The 21035-nt window shown below is 60.4% G+C and carries 16 protein-coding genes; 13 read left to right on the forward strand and 3 right to left on the reverse strand.

Annotated features, from left to right (window positions below):
* Positions 1-155: 155 nt before the first annotated feature.
* The 3 genes from BUA94_RS04470 (at position 156) to BUA94_RS04480 (ending at position 3366) form a co-directional block, all read left to right on the forward strand.
* Positions 156-1796: a cisplatin damage response ATP-dependent DNA ligase gene (locus BUA94_RS04470; protein ID WP_073010885.1), complete on the forward strand. Its 1641-nt coding sequence runs from the start codon at positions 156-158 to the stop codon at positions 1794-1796.
* A gap of 57 nt (positions 1797-1853) precedes the next feature.
* On the forward strand, positions 1854-2474 hold the full coding sequence (locus BUA94_RS04475; protein ID WP_073009319.1) for a 2-hydroxychromene-2-carboxylate isomerase: 621 nt from the start codon (positions 1854-1856) through the stop codon (positions 2472-2474).
* A 142-nt stretch (positions 2475-2616) separates the two neighbouring features.
* Positions 2617-3366, forward strand: a complete 750-nt coding sequence (locus tag BUA94_RS04480; RefSeq protein WP_073009322.1) for a hypothetical protein — start codon at positions 2617-2619, stop codon at positions 3364-3366.
* A gap of 75 nt (positions 3367-3441) precedes the next feature.
* Here the strand turns inward: BUA94_RS04480 and BUA94_RS04485 are convergent, their stop codons facing one another.
* Positions 3442-4377, reverse strand: coding sequence for a thioesterase family protein (locus BUA94_RS04485; RefSeq protein ID WP_328586276.1), 936 nt, complete (start codon positions 4375-4377; stop codon positions 3442-3444).
* Between the two features lie 236 nt (positions 4378-4613).
* Here BUA94_RS04485 and BUA94_RS04490 point away from each other — a divergent pair, with 236 nt between their 5' ends.
* The 3 genes from BUA94_RS04490 to BUA94_RS04500 all read left to right on the forward strand — a co-directional run bounded on the left by BUA94_RS04490 (position 4614) and on the right by BUA94_RS04500 (position 8637).
* A complete protein-coding gene (locus BUA94_RS04490; protein ID WP_073009332.1) occupies positions 4614-5084 on the forward strand; it encodes a secondary thiamine-phosphate synthase enzyme YjbQ in 471 nt (156 codons plus the stop codon).
* A 306-nt stretch (positions 5085-5390) separates the two neighbouring features.
* Complete coding sequence (locus BUA94_RS04495; RefSeq protein ID WP_073010888.1) at positions 5391-6044, forward strand: response regulator transcription factor; 654 nt, start codon at positions 5391-5393, stop codon at positions 6042-6044.
* A gap of 139 nt (positions 6045-6183) precedes the next feature.
* Positions 6184-8637: a putative bifunctional diguanylate cyclase/phosphodiesterase gene (locus BUA94_RS04500; RefSeq protein WP_084081697.1), complete on the forward strand. Its 2454-nt coding sequence runs from the start codon at positions 6184-6186 to the stop codon at positions 8635-8637.
* Here the strand turns inward: BUA94_RS04500 and BUA94_RS04505 are convergent.
* The gene (locus BUA94_RS04505; RefSeq protein ID WP_175557994.1) at positions 8612-12172 is read right to left on the reverse strand and encodes a PAS domain-containing hybrid sensor histidine kinase/response regulator; all 3561 of its coding nucleotides are present in this window, start codon (positions 12170-12172) and stop codon (positions 8612-8614) included. The two genes, BUA94_RS04500 and BUA94_RS04505, sit on opposite strands and share 26 nt — an antisense overlap.
* A gap of 213 nt (positions 12173-12385) precedes the next feature.
* Here BUA94_RS04505 and mscL point away from each other — a divergent pair, with 213 nt between their 5' ends.
* The 6 genes from mscL (at position 12386) to BUA94_RS04535 (ending at position 18091) form a co-directional block, all read left to right on the forward strand.
* Positions 12386-12811 carry a large conductance mechanosensitive channel protein MscL gene (mscL, locus tag BUA94_RS04510; protein ID WP_073009335.1) on the forward strand — a complete coding sequence of 142 codons (426 nt, stop codon included), beginning with the start codon at positions 12386-12388 and terminating at the stop codon, positions 12809-12811.
* 608 nt (positions 12812-13419) lie between these two features.
* Positions 13420-14595, forward strand: a complete 1176-nt coding sequence (locus BUA94_RS04515; RefSeq protein ID WP_073009339.1) for a pyridoxal phosphate-dependent aminotransferase — start codon at positions 13420-13422, stop codon at positions 14593-14595.
* A 102-nt stretch (positions 14596-14697) separates the two neighbouring features.
* The gene (locus tag BUA94_RS04520; RefSeq protein WP_073009345.1) at positions 14698-15831 is read left to right on the forward strand and encodes a two-component system sensor histidine kinase NtrB; all 1134 of its coding nucleotides are present in this window, start codon (positions 14698-14700) and stop codon (positions 15829-15831) included.
* Positions 15832-15916: 85 nt separating this feature from the next.
* Positions 15917-16516 (forward strand): response regulator transcription factor, encoded by a 600-nt coding sequence (locus tag BUA94_RS04525; protein WP_073009348.1) that lies wholly within the window; start codon positions 15917-15919, stop codon positions 16514-16516.
* Between the two features lie 191 nt (positions 16517-16707).
* Entirely contained in the window at positions 16708-17052 is a 345-nt protein-coding gene (locus tag BUA94_RS04530; protein WP_084081698.1) for a response regulator, read from the forward strand.
* Between the two features lie 319 nt (positions 17053-17371).
* Positions 17372-18091, forward strand: a complete 720-nt coding sequence (locus BUA94_RS04535; RefSeq protein ID WP_084081699.1) for a Crp/Fnr family transcriptional regulator — start codon at positions 17372-17374, stop codon at positions 18089-18091.
* A 345-nt stretch (positions 18092-18436) separates the two neighbouring features.
* Here the strand turns inward: BUA94_RS04535 and hemN are convergent, their stop codons facing one another.
* Positions 18437-19795, reverse strand: a complete 1359-nt coding sequence (gene hemN, locus BUA94_RS04540; RefSeq protein WP_073009351.1) for an oxygen-independent coproporphyrinogen III oxidase — start codon at positions 19793-19795, stop codon at positions 18437-18439.
* A 69-nt stretch (positions 19796-19864) separates the two neighbouring features.
* Here hemN and BUA94_RS04545 point away from each other — a divergent pair, with 69 nt between their 5' ends.
* On the forward strand, positions 19865-20899 hold the full coding sequence (locus tag BUA94_RS04545) for an AbrB family transcriptional regulator (protein ID WP_208979965.1): 1035 nt from the start codon (positions 19865-19867) through the stop codon (positions 20897-20899).
* Positions 20900-21035: the final 136 nt, after the last annotated feature.

Raw genomic sequence — 21035 nt, forward strand, 5'->3', positions numbered from 1 at the left:
ATGACAGGCGAACCTGATGCCTTTGTCCGCATCCTGAGCCCGGCATCGACATGGTGCCGGGCTTTCTGCTTTGCGGAGGGCTTTTCAACAGGGCCGGACCATCTACATTGTCAGGAGGACTGATCCTTTTCCTGTTCTTCTGCGCCTGGGCCCGGATGCAAGCGTTTTCGCACCTTCTCGACCGACTGTCTTATGAGCCGGGGCGCCTCGCCAAGGAAGCGTTGCTCGTCGACTATCTGCGCAAGGTTCCGGATCCCGACAGGGGCTACGCACTGGCGGCCCTGACCGGGGACCTGTCCTTCCGCCATGCCAAGCCAGCTTTGCTGCGGGAACTGGTCAGTGCCCGCACCGATGCGGTGTTGTTCGGCCTGTCCTATGATTTTGTCGGCGACCTGTCGGAAACCATCGCCTTGATGTGGCCGGCGCCGGCCTCCTCCGCGCCAAAGGAAGGGGACCTGTCCCTGGCGGCGGTCGTTGAAACGTTGAAGACGGCGGGAAAGGCCGAGATCCCGGAACTGCTGTCCAACTGGCTGGACCGGCTGGATGAAACCGGGCGCTGGGCCTTGCTGAAGCTCGTGACCGGCGGCCTGCGCGTTGGGGTGTCTGCGCGCCTTGCCAAGACCGCAGCCGCCCGTCTCGGCAATGTCCAGCCGGATGAGATTGAGGAGATCTGGCACGGGCTTGAGCCACCTTATGAAGCCCTGTTCGCCTGGGTCGAGGGGCGGGCAGACAAGCCACAGTCGCGCGATCCGGTGCCGTTCCGGCCGGTGATGCTGGCCCATCCTCTGGATGCGGACAGCGATCCGGAAAATCATGCGGCCAAGGATCTTTTCGTCGAATGGAAATGGGACGGGATCCGCATTCAGGCAGCTGCCGCCAGAAATGAAGCAGGGCAGCAGGTCGCACGGCTTTATTCGCGTACGGGAGAGGATATATCCGCGGCCTTTCCGGACATCCTGGCCGTCATGACGTTTGATGCCGTGATCGACGGCGAACTGCTCGTGCGGCGGGAAGGGGCAGTGCAGCCCTTCTCCGATTTGCAGAAGCGGCTCAACCGGAAGACTGCAGGGCCGAAGCTGCAAAGAGACTATCCGGCTGCCATCCGGGTCTATGACCTTCTGGTTCTGGAAGGGGAAGATCTGCGTGCCCTGCCATTTCTGGAGCGCCGGCGGAAGCTTGAGGCCTTTATCCTGGCGCTGGGCAGGCCGGAGATCGACCTGTCCGCGGAAGTGCCCGCTGTCAGCTGGGAGGCGATCGCCGCTGCCCGCGAGAGCCCGGAGCAGCTTCTTGCCGGCCCGGATGCGGCGGCGGTCGAAGGCCTGATGCTGAAGCGCCGTGATGCTCCCTATCTACCCGGCCGCCCGAAGGGCCAGTGGTTCAAGTGGAAGCGCGATCCCTATCTGGTGGATGCGGTGCTCATGTATGCCCAGCGGGGGCATGGCAAGCGCTCCTCCTTTTATTCCGACTATACGTTCGGCGTCTGGTCCGGCGATCCGGAAAACGAGGTGCTTGTGCCGGTTGGCAAGGCCTATTTCGGCTTCACCGACGAGGAGCTGGTGCAAATCGACCGGTTCGTCCGCTCCAATACGGTCAACCGGTTTGGGCCAGTTCGCGAAGTTTTGCATGGCAAGGAAGCAGGTCTTGTGCTCGAAGTGGCATTTGAAGGCCTGAACCGGTCGACACGCCACAAGTCGGGACTGGCTATGCGCTTTCCGCGCATATCCCGCTTGCGGTGGGACAAGCCGCCCGCAGAGGCGGACAGGATCGAAACGCTGGAAGCCTTGCTGACAGGGTAGTCAAGGTCTGCGCATTCATCCGGAGGAGGGGCTCCGGGAAAACCAAAGGAAGAGGGCATGTCCCGTACCATCGATTACTATTTCACTCATCTGTCGCCCTGGGCCTATCTCGGCCATCAGGCCTTTCGGGAGCTTTGCGCAAAGCAGGGCGTTACCATCCGTGCCCGTCCGGTGGATCTGGGCGGCGTGTTTGAAAGCAGTGGCGGCGTGCCGCTTGCCAAGCGCCATCCTGTCCGCATGGACTACCGCCTGATCGAACTGCAACGCTGGCAGGAAGCCAGGGGCATTCCGCTGACCTTCAAGCCCGCCTTCTTTCCTGTGGCTCCGGGACTGGCGGATCGTGCAGGCATCGCTTTCGAACTGTCCGGCGGCAATATGCTCGACTATTCGCTGGGTGTTTTTCAGGCGATCTGGACCAAGGACCAGAACATTGCCGACGAGGGGGTGATCACCTCCGTCCTGGAAAGCCTTGGCGCGGATGCGGCGAAGGTTCTGACTGCCGCCAAGGGCGATGAGGTCGAGGAAGCCTATCAGGCCAACAAGAAGGACGCGATTGCAACCGGCATCATCGGCTCGCCCTGCTATGTCCTGAAAGGGGAACCTTTCTGGGGGCAGGACCGGCTGGATCTGCTGGAACGGGCCCTGGTCTCCGACCGGCCGGCTTTCCGTCCGCTCTAGGCGCGCGGCAGCCTGAATTCTAGGCAAGACATGATCAGGAGGGCCGTTCTTTTGTGAAGGACGGCCCTCCATCATTCTTTGACCATGAGATTGTGGTTCGCATTTGCTAGAACAGGACTCAGGGCAAAGGATGAGACGGCAGATGGCTGGAGAAGCACAGATGGAACCGAAGCGGATGAAAGCCACTCTCAAGGCTGGTGGACTGCGGATGATCGCGGCCGGATCCGTTCTGGCTGTCTTGTCCCTGCCGCTGACCCTGTCGCTGACCCCGGCGGCCTTTGCCGAAGATGCCGGGCTTCGGTCTGCCATTGTTCCGGCCGGGGCCAAGAAATTCGACGGCCGTGTTCCTGAAGGTGTCAAGCCGGAGGCCGGGCGTGAGGCGGAAAAACAGGATGATGCGGTGCCAAGCTCCGAAGGGGCAGCTGATGCCGACGAATCCGAGTTCGGTCCGCCCCACCGTTTCCAGCTTGTCCGCAACGGCGAAGATGTTCTGCGGATTGACCGGCACAGCGGCAAGGTGGGCGTCTGCAAGAAGCAGAATGCGGTCTGGCGCTGTTCGCCGGTGCCACTGGCGGAAGATGCCTATGAAGCCGAGATTGTCAGCTTGAACGGCCAGATCGATGCGCTGAAACAGCGGATTGCGGAGCTTGAAGCCGGTGCGCGCGAAAAGGCTCTGGATGAAGCTGCCAGGAACTCGCTGAAAGCACCGGAGCTGCCTTCTTCTCCCAAGGCGGAAGACGGCAAGTCTGCGGAGACTGAGCCGTCACTCTCCGAAAAGGACGAGCAGGAGCTCAACAAGGTTCTGGATTTTTCTGAAAAGGCGATGCGCCGGTTCTTCGGTCTGATGCAGGACCTGCGCCGGGATATGGAAGGCGAGCCTTCCGCACGCTGACTTCGCGCCTTGAGAGAACGTCCCGGCAAGACATCTTGCTGCGGCCTTGCCGGGGTTTTACGTGTCATTTGCCTGTCAGAGGCAGAGAGCCGTCAGGTCACGCCTTGTCTGTTCGGGCAGGGCAGCGGGCTGGCGGATCTGCAGGTCCAGCGGCAGAACCGCGGAATCGCAAACGGCAGCCAGCCGTTTGGTGCGGCTTTCAAACAGGTGATGGCGCAGGGTGAAGGACTTGTCCTGCACGGCCGTCAGGTTGCTCAGCACCAGGATCGCATCCCCGGCCTTGAGCGGGCTGAGCCAGGTCAGTTTTGCCTCTGTGGTCAGGCGTCCGAGGCCGTTTTCCTTGTGATAGGCCTGCTTCAACGGCGTCTTTTCCCAGAAATGCGGTGAGGCATTGCTGGCGCAGGAGACGGCGAACTGATCATCCGCACGATTGTCCGCGCCCTGGTGCCGGGCCAGAACCGTTGCACGGTGGGATAGCACTGCGCCTGCGGACAGGAGCGTGTCCAGGGTCATGCGTGTGTTCACCGGCGTTGCCGCGATTTCCTGCGGGTTGGCATGGGCCGGCATCGGCACCATGAAGTCCTTGAAGCGGGTGCGCAGGGTGCGGGCGGACGAAGCGTTGGGCGCATAGCCGTCGATGGCTGTGGCCGTCAGGTCGCCGGTCGCCCCGTCGAACATTTCATGGACCACGGTCAGCATATGCGGTCCGTCAAAGGCAACACCGCTAGCCACGCGCACCAGGTCGCCGCTTTTGACTTCCCGGAGGAAGCGGACGTGACGCACGCGCCTCTGGCCGGCGATCGCATCGGAGAAGCCGCTCAAAAGCTGAAACTGACGGTCAGCTTCTTCAAAAATCCCGAAATAAAATTGAATATTCAGATGGTTGTTCTCATCGCATTCCCATCGGCTTGCGAATGAAAGCAGAGTTTCCTGAAAAGGCATTGCGGAATGTTTCCTAACTTTGCACGGTTGCCCGTGTCTTATCTTGTGATTATGGGGCGATTTCCACATTGTATTCGTTGTTTTTGAGTAATCGTTTTATGATTGCTCTATGTCGATAAACCAGAGATTGTATTTGCGAAAAAAGTCCGTATTTTCTCTGATGTGTGTTTCATTTCTGAAGCAGTTTTGTTCTGTTGTATTTAACGGGGCAGGGCGGTGTCCCAACGGGAAAGATACCGGCCTCCTTCTGTTAAGGGCCTGAAATCACTGGGTTCATTAAGCGGCGGCAAGAAGGATCGACTTTCATGGCACCCCATTCGTCTTTGGGTCTTTGGACATTGGACGAGGCGGAGGGCTCCTTGCGGCAATCCATGGCCCGTCTTGTGGTTCCGACCAGGGGGCAACGATTTCACCAGATCAGTCAGCCCGTGAATGACTGGCTGAAAAGCGCTGGAGCCGGTGATGGCTTGCTGACCTTGTTCCTGAGACATACTTCCGCATCCCTGACGATCCAGGAAAACACCGATCCGGATGTTCAGGCAGACATCATCGATGCACTTGACCGGCTTGCGCCTGAAGGTGATGGCTACCGGCATCACCTGGAGGGGCCGGACGACATGCCTGCCCATATCAAGTCCCACCTGACCGGTGTTTCTCTTCAGGTCCCGGTCATTGACGGGCAAATGGATCTGGGTACCTGGCAGGCGATCTACATTGTTGAACACCGGAAAGGTCAGCACCAACGGACGGTGACCCTGCACTATCTGGGAACGTGATAGGGTCAACTACTTAGCTGGAACCGCCATTTTCTGTTTGAGACAGTAAATCGCTGCCACGAAGGGGATGCTCACTTCGGTGGGATTGACGGCAGTTTATAAGCGCTGCAAAAATGAAGTCAGATCAGGCAGAAAGACTGCCAACTCAGGGGCGGGGCAGACATACGGCACATGTGCCGGCAGGCGGAGACGCAGGCTGGCGGCGGGCGCGAGACGGCAGGCTTTCTGGGAGGGAGGGCTGACTGGATTCGGCGCCGGCAAGGGTGCCGGAACGTTACCCGCCCGGACAGCAAGGAGGAGCCCGGCGTGCCGGACACAGCGTTTCGATTCATCATTGCAGACGACCATCCGTTGTTTCGCGGGGCGTTGAAACAGACGCTGGAAATTCAGTATCCGGATTCCCGCATCGAGGAGGCAGGAACCCTTGAGGATGTGACCGCTCTCCTGAGCGGCGGCAGCGATGTGGATCTCGTTCTTCTCGATCTGACCATGCCGGGCATGCGCGGCTTTTCCGGCCTCATGTATCTGCGGGCGCAGTTCGCGGGTGTTCCCGTCGTCATCGTGTCCGCCAATGAGGACCCCCAGGCAATCCGCAGCTGCATCAAGTTCGGGGCCTCCGGTTTCATTCCCAAGTCCCACGGGATCGAAGTCATCCGCGATGCCATTTCAGCGGTGATGGAGGGCAATGTCTGGACCCCGCCGGAAGTGGACCTGTCCGCCGATGACGGCACGACGGATCTGGTCCAGCGTCTGGCAACTCTCACGCCCCAGCAGGTGCGCGTTCTGATGATGTTGTCGGAAGGCCTTTTGAACAAGCAGATCGCCTATGAGCTGTCTGTGTCCGAAGCGACCGTCAAGGCGCATGTCTCCGCCATCTTGCAAAAGCTGGGCGTGGAAAGCCGGACCCAGGCCGTGATTGCCGCCTCGAAGATCGAGGCCGGGCAGTGGCAGATCGGCTGAAAGGAAAATTTTCAGTCCGGGCAGGTCTTAAGAAACTTGCTAGAATTTTAGACGTCCAGCTTACCGGAAATTTGCGGCCGTAAGATACACCTGCCTCTCCCTGCGTCATGACGCAGATGAAGAGGATGGTGTTGCTGCGGTGAAGGCGATTTTCAGCATCGGTAGTTTTCTCGGTCTGGTTGATGCTCTCGACGGGAGCAAGCAAACCACCGGGGCTGAGGAGACCATTGCTCCCGGCCGCTCTGAGGCCGTGCGGGCACGCGGCCTTGCGACGTCCGTTGCTTTCGGCAAGCAGGTCATCGATGACGCCCTGGCATCGCGGGTGCGTGCGGCTCAGATCCGTGCCGTCATGAACCTCTTTCCTTTCACGGTCGTCGCCAATCTCATCAATATTCTCGTCGTCGTCGCGATGCTTCATGGCCCCATCCCGGCCAGTGTCCTGGCGGCCTGGGTCTGCGGCCTGTCGCTCTGCCTTGGTTTTGGCATCAAGGCCTGGCTCAAGAGCCGGCGGCAGCCAATCAAGAAAGCCTCGCCACGGGCAATGAAGGCGGCCGTGCGCAATGCCGTCGTCCTGTCCTCGTTCTGGGCGGTGGTGCCAATCGTTACCTTCGCCTATTTCGGCCCCGAGACGAAACTCATCATTGCGTCCCTGACCACCGGCATGATCGGGGCGGGGAGCTTCGCCCTTGCGACCGTTCCGGCTGCGGCCATCGCCTGGATCGGCATTCTGATCATGGGTTCCATCGTTGCGCTTGTCATCGAGGGAACCACCAACAGCCTCGTCTTTGCGATCCTGCTGTGCAGCTTCAGCTTCATTGTTTTCGGCTCGGTCATCCTGTCCTCCAGTCTTTTCGTCTCCCGGTTTCTTGCTGAAGCGGAAGCCAAGAGAAAAGAGGAACTCATCGCTCTCCTGCTGAATGAATTCGAGGAGACGGCCAGCGACTGGCTCTGGGAAACGGACGCGGATGGCTGTCTTCAGCGGGTCTCCTATCGTTTTGTCGAAGTGAGCGGGCGGAGCCGTGAAGAGTTGCAAGGGATGGACTTCGGGCTTCTGCTGAAACAGGAGGCGACGGGGGAAATCGCCCAGGAGGGCAAGGCACTGGTGAAGGCCTTCATCTCCCGACAATCCATTCACAGCATGGTCGTGCCGGTCCAGATCGGTAAGGAAATGCGATGGTGGTCTCTGGCTGCCCGGCCAGCTTATGACGAACGTGGCACCTTTATCGGCTACAGAGGCGTTGGCTCGGATGTGACCGATGCCCGCCGCTCCAGTGAGTTGCTGGAGCATATGGCCGCGCATGATTCCCTGACCTCAATCGGCAATCGCAGCTGGTTCTTCAAGGTGGCGCAGCGGGAACTGGACAAGGCCCATGCCAGCGGCCGCAGCCAGACCATCTTCATGATCGACCTGGATAACTTCAAGACGGTCAATGACATTTGCGGTCATCCGGTGGGGGACCGGCTGCTGTCCATGGTGGCGGAGCGCCTGACCCGGATTTGCGAGGGCAAGGTCCTTCTGGCACGCATCGGCGGCGATGAGTTTGCCGCCATCGGCGGGTTTTCCGATCCGGAAGACGGGCAGGCTCTCGCGCAGCAGATCATCGACGTCTTGCGTCCGGCGTTCCTTATCGGCGAGCGGACACTGCAGGTCGGTGCGACCATTGGCCTTGCCATCAGTCCCGGCCACGGCCGTGCGCTGGACGAGCTGATGCGCCACGCGGACATCGCTCTCTACAAGGCAAAGCACCTCGGACGAGGACGTGCCCTGACCTATCTGTCGGTCATGGAAGAGGAAATCCGTAACCGCCGGGAAATCGAGGAAGAGCTGCGCCTCGCGATCGAGCTGGATCAGCTGGACCTTGCCTATCAGCCGGTGGTGAGCAGCAAGGACGGGTCTGTCCTCAGCTACGAAGCCCTGCTGCGATGGAACCATCCAGGCCGCAACGGCATCTCGCCTGCCGAGTTCATTCCGGTCGCGGAAGAAACCGGCCTGATCATTCCGATCGGAGAATGGGTTCTGCGCAGGGCCTGCCGTCAGGCGCTGGAACTGCCGGGCAACATCAGCATCGCCGTCAATCTGTCGCCGATCCAGTTCATGGTTCCGGATTTCGTCGAGACGGTCAAAGCCATCCTGGAAGAGACTGGCCTTGCCTCAGAGCGGCTCATTCTCGAGATCACCGAATCCGTCCTGATCCAGGATTTCCGCCAGACAGGGGCGATCCTGAACGCACTGTCCGAGCTTGGTGTCAGCATTGCGCTGGATGATTTCGGGACCGGCTACTCTTCCTTGTCCTATCTCCGGCTCTACCCGTTTGACCGGATCAAGATCGACAAGTCTTTCGTGGACGAACTGTCCGGCGGCAAGGACAGTCAGGCCATCATCTCCGCCATCATTTCCATGGCTCATACCCTGGGAATGACCGTGACGGCGGAGGGCGTGGAAACCGAAGTTCAGGCCGAAACCCTGCGCAAATTAGGCTGTGACTGCCTGCAGGGCTATCACTTCGGCCGGCCGACCAGAAGCAGTGAGCTGTTCCGGTTTCTGAAAGACGGTGGCGGCAAGGTGATCACGCCTCAGTTTGCCCGGGGCTGACGCCTTCCAGTTCCGCCGTTTCCCGTTCCGCAGCGCATCTTGCCAGCTGTGCCCTGAGGGCCGCAGGTTTCAGGGGCTTGTTGAAGATGTCGATGGACTTGCGCGAGGCGTCACTGCGCACGCCCCGGCTTCTGTCGGCAGTGATCAGGAAGGCCGGAATGCGGGAGCCGAATTTCCAGCGCAGCCGGACAATTGCCTCGATGCCATTGCCGTCATCCAGGTGATAATCCGCCAGAATGACATCCGGCTTTTGTCCAGCTTCGTTCAGAAGGTGGGCTGCCTCGACATCATTGGGCGCGGTGATCACCTGGCAGTGCCAGTTCTCAAGCAGATGACGCATGCCGTTCAGAATGTCCGGTTCGTTGTCGATGGCCAGGACACACAGGCCAGTGAGCTGGCCGGGCACTCCCGGAACAACAGAAGGGGCAGCTTCCAGAGGAACTGCCGCCGCGACCGGCAAGGTCACGCGGAAGCAGGATCCGTGGCCGGTCTTTGAACTGAGGCTGACCGGATGGTCCAGCACGTTGGAAATCCGCTCGACGATGGACAGGCCCAGGCCAAGCCCCTTGGCGACACGCATGCCGTCATCCAGCCGGTGGAACTCCTCGAAGATTACCGTCTGCTTGGCGGGCGGGATACCCATGCCGGTGTCGTGAACTTCCACGACGATCTTGCCGCTCTTGTGGCGGCAGCCAACCAGCACAGAGCCGCTGGAGGTGTATTTGAGCGCGTTGGAAACAAGGTTCTGCAGCAGTCTGCGCAGAAGCCTCCGGTCGGAGCGGACCGAGAGGGAGGTGGGAACGAAGCGCAGTGTCAGGCCCTTTTCCTGAGCAACCGGCTCAAATTCCAGTTTCAATGCCGTCAGCAGCACATCCAGCCGGAAGACGGAAAGTTCCGGCTTGAGAGCCCCGGTATCGAGACGGGAAATATCGAGCACCGCGCCGATGATGTCTTCGACGGATTCCAGCGCTGCTTCCACATTGCGCACCAGATCCCCCGCTTCCCCTTCCTTCAGCCGGTCGACCAGCACAGAGGAATAAAGCCGTGCGGCGTTCAGCGGCTGGAGAATGTCGTGGCCGGCCGCCGCCAGAAACCGGGTCTTGCCGATGTTGGCTTCCTCAGCCGCATGGGTCGCCTGCACCAGCCGCTGGTTCACGTAGGTGAGTTCCTCTGTGCGTTCGCGCACACGCCGTTCCAGGGTTTCATTGGCCCGGGCAAGGGCATCTTCCGCCATCACCCGTTCGGTGATGTCCGTGTAGGTCGTCACGATGCCGCCGTCCGGCATGGGGCTGATGCGGACTTCCAGCACGCTGCCGGAAGAGGTGAGCCTCTCCTGGAACGTATCCTGGACCACCGCCAGACGTTCTAGCCGGTCAGAGACGATAGCCTCAATGGGGCCGTCGCCATGTTCACCCCGTTCCGCATTGTAGCGGATGATGGAATCGAGTGTCGTGCCGACTTGGCCATATTCGGTCGGCAATCCGAGAAGGTCGCGGAACTGGCGGTTCCAGCAGATCAGGCGCAGGTCCCGGTCGAACACGCCGATCCCCTGGCGGACCTGATCAAGCGCCGTCTGCAGCAGGTCGCGGTTATATTGGATGGCCGCCGAGGCATCGTCGAGCAGCTTGACCGCGCCCTTTGCCGAGGGGTCATGGCGCTTCAGCATCAGCGACAGAACAAGCCGGGAAGACGCCGCGCCAATGGCGCTGGCAAGGATCTGTTCGGAAAAGCGCAAGAGGCTTGCATCTGCGGTGCTTGCCGGATCCAGCGTCAGCCCGCGTTCGCGCGCATAGCGGTTGAAGGACCTGTCGGTGCGTTCCTCACCCAGATAACGGGCGATGGTGGAGCGCAGATCGCCTGCGGTCACTGTCGTGCGCCACAGGCGGAGGCTCGGAGCAGGGGTCAGGTCGGCAGGCACGAAAATGTTCGCCTGAAGCTTTTCCGCCGGCTCCGGCCTCCGGATCAGGGAAAAGACGATGAAGAAGATGACATTGCCAGCCAGGCTCCAGAACGTGCCATGCACGAGGGGCGCGGCTTCCAGTCCGAACAGGGCCTGAGGCTTCAGGAATTCAAGTCCGAAGGGGCCCGTATCCAGAAAGGTGCTGGGAATGAGATTGGAGACGGCGAAAGTCGGAATGAACAGCGTGTAGAGCCAGATGGCAAAGCCGACGCTCATGCCGGCAATAGCGCCTCTCGCTGTTGCCCTGCGCCACAAGAGCCCGCCGATCAGGGCCGGGGCAAACTGGGCGATGGCGGCAAAGGACAGAAGGCCGATGGAGGCAAGCGCTGCCGTGTTCCCCGTCGCCCGGTAATAGGCATAGGCCAGCAGCAGGATCAGGAAGATCGCCATGCGCCGGACGGTCAGAAGCAGGCGGCTCATGTCCTTGCCGCCGGCGGCCACCAGTTCGTCCTCGCTGCGCCGGCGCAGGATCAGCGGCACGGCAATGTCGTTGGAGATCATGATCGCCAGAGCGACGGTGGCCACGATGACCATGGCGGTGGCCGCCGAAAGACCGCCGATGAAGGCAAAGAGTGCCAGCCAGCCCTGGCCTGCGTCGATCGGCAGGGCCAGCACATAGGTGTCCGAGTTGATGTCATGGCCGAAGCGCAGGAGGCCAGCAGCTGCAATCGGCACCACGAACAGGTTGATCAGCACAAGATAGAGCGGGAACAGCCAGGTGGCGCGGCGCACTTCCGCTTCCGAATTGTTTTCCGTCACCGTCACATGAAACTGGCGGGGCAGGGCCACCACTGCAAAGGCAGACAGAAGCGTCATCACCAGCCAGTTGTCCCGGTTGAGCGACTGGGTGAAGACGCCCGCCACCTCAGGTGCGCTGGAAATCGACTGGATGAGGTCCACCGGCCCGTCATAGAGCGAATAGGTTACCCAGATCCCGACCGCCATGAAGGCAACCAGCTTGACCACCGCCTCTGCCGCGATGGCAAGCATCAGGCCAGCCTGGTGTTCCGTCGCATCGATATGCCGCGTGCCGAACAGCCAGGTGAAGACCGCCATGCAAATGGCGATCAGAAGGGTCATGTCGTTGAAGACAGGCATCCACTGGACGGCCTCGGGCGCATTCAGCGGCCCGATCATGGTGGTGATCGACTGGGAAACGGCCTTCAGCTGCAGGGCGATATAGGGGATGATGCCGATGACAGCGATCAGGGTCGCGACAGCCGAGACCGGCTGGCTCTTGCCATAGCGTGCGCCGATGAAGTCGGCGATCGAGGTGATGCGCTCTGACTTGGAAATGCTGATGATCCGCCGCAGCACCGGATAGCCGAGGGCAAAGACCAGGATCGGCCCGACATAGATGGTCAGGAACTCGAAGCCATTGTGGCTTGCCCCGCCAACCGAGCCGTAAAATGTCCAGGAGGTGCAATAGACCGACAGGGACAGGGCATAGATCAACGGCCGTCCGCGTCGTCCGGGAATGAACCGGCGCGGCATCCGGTCGCCGTAGCTGGCGATGGCGAACAGCAGCAGGATATAGCCCAGTGCAGCCAGTATCACGAATGTGCCGTGCATCATGCCGTTGCGGTTCCTCCAGGGGCCTTCCGGCTGTCACAACGCCTTGTCTTTATTCGCCCCTGCGCCAAATCGGATCATATGTCGCCGGTTCTGTCTATTGGTCTTGCGGTGAAGCGGCGAGCCATATGGACGGAGGCGGGGAAACATCTTAAGGATTTGGTGACGAAGGGGGACCCTGGGCAATTGCCCGGATCCGTTGCAGCAGGAGGGCGCATGCTCAAGGAATTCAAGGAATTTGCCATCAAGGGCAACATGCTCGACATGGCCGTCGGTATCGTGATCGGTGCCGCCTTCAGTGCGATTGTGTCGTCCATGGTTGATGACATCATCATGCCGCCGATCGGTCTGCTGCTCGGCAATGTCGATTTCTCCGAGATCTTCATCACCCTGAAGCAGGGCATGCCGGAAGGCCCCTATGCGACCGTGGCTCTGGCCAAGGAAGCCGGTGCGGTCACCTGGAACCTCGGCCTGTTCATCAATGCGGTGATCAAGTTCATGATCGTTGCCTTCGCGCTCTTCATCGTGGTCAAGGGTGTCAATCGCCTGCGCCGTGAGAAGGAAGCAGCCCCCAAGGCTCCGGCCGCTCCCGCGGCGGACATCGTGCTTCTGACCGAGATCCGCGATCTCCTGAAGAAGTAGTCTTGGTCTGACACGTTCTTCGAGGCCGCCCCGTCCTGGGGTGGCCGAGATTGATGGCAAGCCAGGCCTTTCGTCATCCCGCACGCAGCAAAGCGAAGATGCGGGATCGGTGAGCCGAGGCGTATCGATAGCCTGTTGATTGAAACCGATACTCGTTTGGGGCACCGGTCCCGGCTCGCGCTCCGCTTGGCCGGGATGACAAGCGGATGGGTTTTGGGCGGGAAAACTGGCTAAGTCAGCTTTTCCGCGGGAGAAATCCCCTCCGTCTTCGTCCTGCCATGGCTTGACCATGGCATCCATGCCGTAACCTTGCCCCACAGAAAAGCTGTGCTTTCAGGAGGCGGAACGGCATGGATTCCGGGTCAAGCCCGGAATGACGGCGAGAGGAAAGGCCGGTTTGCCCTTTTGAACACTATTGAGAACAGAGTTGATGACTAACGAGAGCTTAGTGGCCGCCTGTTCCCGAAAGCTCACAAGGCCCACCTTGAAACATCATTGCTGGCTCTTTTGATCAAATTTTGTGAACGATTTCTCACACAGATGAATGGGACCGGGGCTCTGCCGTCAGGTATGAGAGATGGACCACTCTTTGAAGGGAAATCTGGCGGATGTCGTCGAAGCTCATTGAAACCCTGCGCCCTGAAGCCCGGAAAGCGCCGGAAAGCGGTATTGTCGAAGTCGTCAATGCGGCGCGTGAGCAAAGCAACCTGATCCCCTTGTGGATCGGTGAGGGCGATCTGCCGACGCCTCCTTTCATCCGCGAGGCTGCCAAGCTGTCGCTGGACGATGGCGAAACGTTCTACACTTATCAGCGCGGCATTCCCGAACTGCGCCAGGCGCTCGCCGATTATCACGGCGAACTCTATGGCCGTCCCTTCTCACCGGAGCGGTTCTTCGTCACCGGGTCGGGCATGCACGCAATCGAACTTGCGGTTCAGTGTGTTGCCGGGGCTGGGGATGAGGTCATCTATCCGTCGCCGGCCTGGCCGAACCTGGCCGCAGCCGTCGAGGTGATGGGCGCGAAAAGCGTGCCGGTCGCCATGGACTTTTCGCCGGAAGGCTGGTCCCTCGATGTGGACCGCCTCTTCGCGCAGGTAACCAGCCGCACCAAGGCCATCTTCCTGAACTCGCCGTCCAATCCGACGGGCTGGGTTGCCAGCCGCGAGCTTCTGGCTGCGATCCTTGAGCGGGCGCGGGCGCTGGGCCTCTGGATCATCGCAGATGAGGTCTATGGCCGCTTCTATTATGGCACGGGCGAGCGGGCACCGTCCTTTTATGATGTCGCCGAAGAAAATGACCGCATTCTCTATGTGAACACTTTCTCCAAGAACTGGGCGATGACCGGCTGGCGCGTTGGCTGGCTGTCTGCACCGGCCGAACTCGGCCAGGTGATCGAGAACCTCATTCAGTACACCACGTCCGGCGTGGCCGTGTTCAGCCAGCGCGGCGCTCTGACCGGGCTCACCAAGGGCCGGGAGTTCCTGGAGGAACAGATTGCCCGTGCCCGGGAAGGTCGGCGAATCACGGTTGACGGGCTCTCTGCCCATCAGCGGATCCGCTTTGCTGCACCAGAGGGCGCTTTTTACTTCTTTTTCGGCGTCGATGGCATCTCCGACACTCGCCAGCTGGCGCTTGATCTGGTCCGGGAAACCGGCGTGGGTCTGGCTCCGGGCAGTGCATTCGGGGCTGCGGGAGAAGGGTTTCTGCGGCTTTGCTTCGCCCGCCGCCAGGACCACCTGAGCGATGTGGTCGGGCGCATCGTCGATTGGGTGGCCAAGGCCTGAAAACCTGCGGCTTGCCGTTTTTTCCTGAACCCCTTAAATCTGAACGGGTAAGTACTAACCTGTATTGCAGTTGCAGGTTTCAAGACCCGTTCGCGAGGGGATATGGACAACGCAAGTCATGGCGCCGATGCAACGGCCTGGACTGTTTCGGAAGCGCGGCTCGCCAGCGTTTTTGACACGGCCGTGGACGGTATCGTTGTGATCAACGAACGGTTTCAGGTGCTTGCCTTCAATAAAGCCTGCGAAAGCATCTTCGGCTACACCGCTTCAGAGCTGCTGGGCAAGAATGTCAGCGCGATCATGCCGGCCGACTATGCGGCGGATCACGACTCCTATGTCCAGCGCTATCTGGACACTGGCGAGAAGCGCATCATCGGCATCGGACGTGAAGTGCGCGGGCGCCATAAGGACGGCACCGAGTTCCCGGTAGAGCTTTCGGTCGGCGATGCCTCGACCCCGGCCGGCCGCCAGTTCATCGGCATCCTCCGTGACCTTCGCCCCCGCCGTTCTGTTGAAGAGCGTCTCGCCCAGGCTCAGGCCCAGCTGGTTCACATGACCCGCATCAGCGCCATGGACGAAATGGGCGCCGCCATTGCCCATGAGCTCAACCAGCCACTCACAGCGATCCTGCTCTATCTGCAATCGGTCTCCCGCAAGGCCCAGGGCAATGACACGATCGATCCGATGATCCTGTCGATCATCGACAAGGCGGTGAAGGAAGCCGAGCGCGCCGGCGAGATCATCCAGCGCATGCGTCAACTGGTCGAGAAGAAGGATCCGGAGCGCGAAGAGATCAGCATTCCGGAGTTTCTGGAAGGCTGTATCAATCTGGTTGCCATGGGCACCAACGAGCGCCGTGACTTCTTCGCCTGCCACACGGAACCGGGACTGCCGCCCCTGTCCGCCGATCCGGTCCAGATTCGCCAGATCATGATCAATCTTCTGCGCAATGCCCGCGAAGCGGTGGCTGGCAGCAAGATCAAGAAGGTCAGCATCTCGGCCAGAAGTGACGGAGATTTCATAGAGATCCGTGTTTCTGACACGGGTCCGGGTGTCCCAGAGGAAGTTGCTGGGGATTTGTTCAAGGCTTTCTCTGGACAAAAACGCAAAGGCCTGGGTCTTGGGCTGGCGATTTCGCGTTCGATAGCGCAGAACCACGGCGGAGATCTGATGCTTGGAATGCCGGACATGGGCCGGGGCGCAACCTTCGTGCTGCGCTTGCCAGCGAATGAGTGACTGTCACAAGTATTTGAAATAAAACCGGTTAGAGCTTGAAATCGAAAGTTCTGACAAAGGGCAGGTTGAAAGGGAAGTGGGTCACATGACGAATGAACCGAAAGCCATCTATATCGTGGATGATGATCCGGCTGTCCGGGATGCGCTGTCGGTCGTCTTCAGCATGGAAGGCTTTGTCGTCGAGACCTTTTCCGATGGCGATACGTTCATCGATTCTGCCAGCAAGACCCAGCCAGCCTGCGTGATGCTTGATGTTCACATGCCTGGCCGGTCTGGCATCGAGATCCTCAAGGCCCTGAACGCGGATCATTATCCGGCGCCGATCTTCATCATCTCCGGTCAGGGCGATATCCCGATGGCCGTGGAAGCGATCCGCAACGGTGCCTTCGATTTCATCGAGAAGCCCTTCACCGCTGATACGGTCGTCGAACGGGTCAACGAAGGCATCATGGCCATGTCCCAGCGCGGGGCAGATCAGCCGGGCACCTTTGAAGGGGCAGATCAACTGACCCGCCGCGAACGTGAAGTTCTGGATGCGATCACCGGGGGAGCTTCCAACAAGGAAGCTGGCCGTCTGCTCGGCATCAGCCCGCGCACGGTCGAGGTTCACCGGGCCCGCATCATGGAAAAGCTTGGCGCCCGCAATGCGGCGGATCTGGTCCGCATCGTCCTCGGCCACTCCTGAGAGATTTTTCGGACACCGGCCCGTGTCAATCTGGCGGGCCGGAAACCGGCTGAAATCCTCAACTCTGCTTGCCCGCTCCCGGGAAACGTTTCGATTTCCTTAACGGCAGCTCGTGTTATTGCGTACAGAATAGACGGCTTTGAAGCGCTATTTTTGTGACAGACGCAATGATGTGAGCCGGGAACCAGTTCGTGCAGGTATATATTATCGAAGATGATATGGCCGTTTCAGACGCCCTCTCGGTCCTTCTGGAAGAGCTGGGGCACCAGACGGTGTGCTTTGATGATGGCGAGGCGTTTCTGGATGCCGCCCGTCCGGGCGCGGGCGACATGGTCATCGTTGATCTCGGATTGCCGGGAATTGGCGGTGAGGAAGTGGTTCGTCAGCTTGAAAGCGAGCAAAATCCAGCCCGTTTCATCGTCATATCCGGCCGGTCGCGAACCATGATCGACCGCTCGCTGCCGGTCAGCCGTGACGACATTGTCGTGCTTAGAAAGCCGCTCTCGCTGCCGTCCCTGGTTGCTCACTTGAACTGAGCTTCTGGGTATGAATGGCATGCCTTTCAGCCGCCTGATCGGTTGCGCTGAGGCGTGTCTTTCTGTTTTTGCTGTCTGTGTCTAATTTTCTATACGGGCTATGTATTTGGCCTTACGCAATCGACCGAATTTCGCAGATGCGAACTTCCGTCTAGGGTCCTCTCAACAACCAATGCTGGCATGTCGGACGGGGCAGGTCAGCAGGCAGGGTTCTCATCCCAAGCCTGATCAGCTGCAAAATTGCAGATCGATCAGGAGGATGGCTGGATCGCAGCTGTGATCCTCCTGCTTCTCCGGTTGCTCTTCAAGGAGGGGAAACATGTCTTACCTCGATCAGAACATTGTCGCTGCAACGGATCTGCAACGGCGCAATGCTGCCAGTGCGAAGCATGAGGCAGCCATTGCCAGCTTTGCCGAGTTCGGTGCAAAGAGCCTGAAGTTCGCTCCGCACGATGTCGTCTATTACGAAGGCGATGAAGCCCGCCGGCTTTATCATCTGGAGCGCGGAACAGTCATGCTGTTCAAGCTGCTGCCTGATGGCCGCCGCCAGGTGGTGGAAGTCCTGCGCCCGGGGGATATCTTTGGTCTTGCTTCTTCGGAAGAGCATGACTGCACTGCAGAAACCCTGACCGATGCCCAGGTTCAGGAAATCGATCTCCGCCACGTCGAAACCTCACCGGAATTCCAGCGCCGCCTGACGCGCTGCCTGACCTCGCAGATGAATGCCCTGCATGACCATGCGGTGCTGCTGGGCCGCAAGTCGGCGCAGGAGCGTGTGGCCAGCTTCCTGATGTATCTGGTTCCCAACCGGGGCGGCGTCGGCTGTGTCGGTCCTGATCCGGAGCGCACGGATGACAGCTGTGACATCAAGCTGCACATGACCCGCCAGGAAATCGCCGATTACCTTGGCCTCACCATCGAGACGGTCAGCCGCGTGGTTTCCGAACTGAAGCGCAAGGGCGTGATCCGCGCCGACAAGTCCGACCAGATCCATCTGCACCGCGTTTGCGGTCTCTGCCAGATGACCGGCTTCCATTGATCTGACCTCCCAGGCGCGGGTCACATCAAAAAAAGCACAAGCTCCCATCGACCCGTTTCGGGAAAGGCTGGCGCCATCAGGTGCCGGCCTTTTTGGCCCATGACAAAGCAGCCAAGTTTGTTGGTCATCCCGGTTTGGTGCCCTGCACCAAGACCGGGAACTAGTACGCGCTAGAGTGGGGTCTTGAAAAAGGCAGTTACCTCAGACGGTTACTGGGTCCCTGCCTTCGCAGGGATGACATCCAACTCTTCGCGATTTGACGCCATCAAGGGTGATTGGGTCTTTGTCAGCAATCCGAGGCTGATACCACGCGATGTCGGCCTTTTTGGAACTTGAAATGCGGCCTCACACCGCCATCGAGTGCTTCTGCTCGCCTGCATGGGCCGGGGCGAGATAGGCGTCGAAGGCCGCGGCTGCGAGCCGGACGAAGGGTCTGCCCTTGGCCGGGATCTTCACTTTCCAGCCGTCGACCTCCGCAAGTCCGTCGCCGATCAGTTCGCTGAGAGCGCCGACCGGACCAGAGAGCTCTTCCACCGGCTGGTCAAAGCGCCGGCAAGCCTCTTCCAGATCGCAGGTGTAGCTGGTCATCAGCTCTTCGATGATCTTGCCGCGAAGGAGATCGTCCGTGGTCAGGGCCATGCCGCGGGCGACCGGAAGCTGGTCACTCTCGACGGCCCTGCGCCATGCACCGACATCACCGATGTTCTGGATATAGCCTTGCGTCAGCCGTCCGATGGAAGAAACGCCGAAGCCCAGCAACTGGTCGCCCTGATCGGTCGTATAGCCCTGGAAGTTTCGCCGCAGAGTGCCGTTGTGCAGGGCAATGGCCATGCTGTCGTCCGGCAAGGCGAAGTGATCCAGACCGATCGGCTCGTAGCCTGCGGCCAGAAGGTCTGCTCTGGCAAGATCGGCGAGCCGGATGCGCTCGGCCGGGCCGGGCAGCGTGGCTTCATCGATCAAGCGTTGATGCTTGCGCATCCAGGGCACGTGGGCATAGCCGAACAGGGCCACGCGGCCGGGCTTCAGCGCGATGGTTTTGGCCACCGTGTCCCGGATCGTTTCGCTGCTCTGGCCGGGAAGGCCATACATCAGGTCGAAGTTCAGCGCGGTGATCCCTGCGTCCCGCAAGGCCTTGGTGGCTGCGACCACCACGGAGTGGGGCTGAATGCGGCCGATGGCCTTTTGCACTCCGAAGTCGAAATCCTGAACCCCCAGGCTGGCGCGGGTGACGCCGCATTCGGCAAGGGTCTGGGCCAGATCGGGCGTGACATTGCGCGGATCAAGTTCAATGGCGTGTTCCGCATCCGGCGCCACATTAAACAGGACCCGGATCAGGCCCGTCAGTTCCAGAAGGCTTTCGCGGGGCAGGAGCCCTGGCGTGCCGCCGCCCCAATGAATGTGACGCACCGGTCCCTGGCCGCCGAGCTTTCCTGCCGTCAGGATCAGTTCCTGCGCCAGTGTCCTGGCATAGGCGACCAGCGGCGCCTCTTGCCGGGTCGCCTTGGTGTGGCAGCCGCAGTAGTGGCAGATCTCCCGGCAGAAGGGCACGTGGAGATAAAGGGACAAGCTATCCGAAGACGTCAGACCGCCCAGCCAGCCTTCATAGGCGTCGGCTGTCACCGACGGGCTGAAGTGCGGCGCCGTTGGATAACTGGTGTAGCGCGGGACATTGCGCATCGCGTAGGATAGAGATGTGTCAGTCATGACGGCACACTGCCTTCCCAACCTCCCGCCGTCCTTGATCTTTCTCAACTGCCGAAAAAGGGTTCCAGCGTGTTCGATCTGCGCCCGGCCGCCATTCTTGCCATGACACTTGCGCTCGGCGCGGTGGGGGGCTTGCTCTTCACGTTCATCGGACTTCCTGCTGCCTGGCTCTCGGGAGCCATGATCGTGGTTGCCATCGCCGCCCTGTCGCGGCTGCCGGTGGCCATTCCCGGTCTCATGCGCAATGGGCTTTTCATCATTCTCGGCCTGTCCATGGGCGCGGGCGTCAGTCCGGATGTCGTGCAGCGGGTCAGCCAGTGGCCGGTTTCCATGGCGGTGCTGTTTCTCGTGGTGATTCTCGTCACGCTCGCGACCTATGCCTTCCTGCGGATCACAGCAGGTTGGGACCGCACCTCCGCCTATTTCGGGGCGCTGCCCGGGGCCTTGTCCTTCGTCATGGCACTTGCGGCGGAAACCAAGTCGGATCTCGCCCGGATCGCCGCCTCCCAATCGATCCGCCTGCTGATTCTGGTGGCGGTCCTGCCTTATGCGGTGACCGGCAGCACGGATCATGTGATGCATGGCATGGAGCGGCCGGTCCTGCCGACACTCACGGAACTGGCAGTTCTCTTTGCGCTATGCACGGCTGCCAGCCTGCTTGCAGTGCGTCTCCGCCTGCCGGGCGGGTGGCTCACCGGCGCCTTCTTCATGAGCTCTGCGCTCAATGCCACGGGCACGATCCCGGTGGCGCTGCCCCAATGGATGCTGATTCCCTGTTACATCGGCCTTGGCTGTTTCATCGGCTGCCGGTTCGAGCAGACCACCTGGCGCTCGTTCCTGTCCATGATTGGGGTCGGGCTGGGCGCCGTCGGGGTTGGCCTTGCCGTTTCGGCCGGTGCGGCCTGGGCCGTTTCCTACGCCCTGGGCTTGCCATTCGGACAGCTTCTGCTTGCCTATGCCCCCGGCGGACTGGAAGTCATGACGTTGCTGGCCTTCATGCTGGACCTGGATCCGGCCTTCGTTGCGGCCCATCAGCTTGCCCGTTACATCGGCATGGTCCTTCTCCTTCCAATCGTCACGGCGCTGGTTTTGAGGAAACGCTAAGCTGCCGTAATACATGCGGTATTTTGTCTCTCACACGCTCCGGGGGCATATTGGGTCTTCTCATCCGCTGATATTTCGGACACTGTTAGCTATGCGGGACCAGCAGCTGAAAGAGGGGTCGGCGGTTGATGCCTCT

The organism is Roseibium suaedae (assembly GCF_900142725.1).
In the GTDB taxonomy this organism is placed as follows: Bacteria; Pseudomonadota; Alphaproteobacteria; order Rhizobiales; family Stappiaceae; genus Roseibium; species Roseibium suaedae.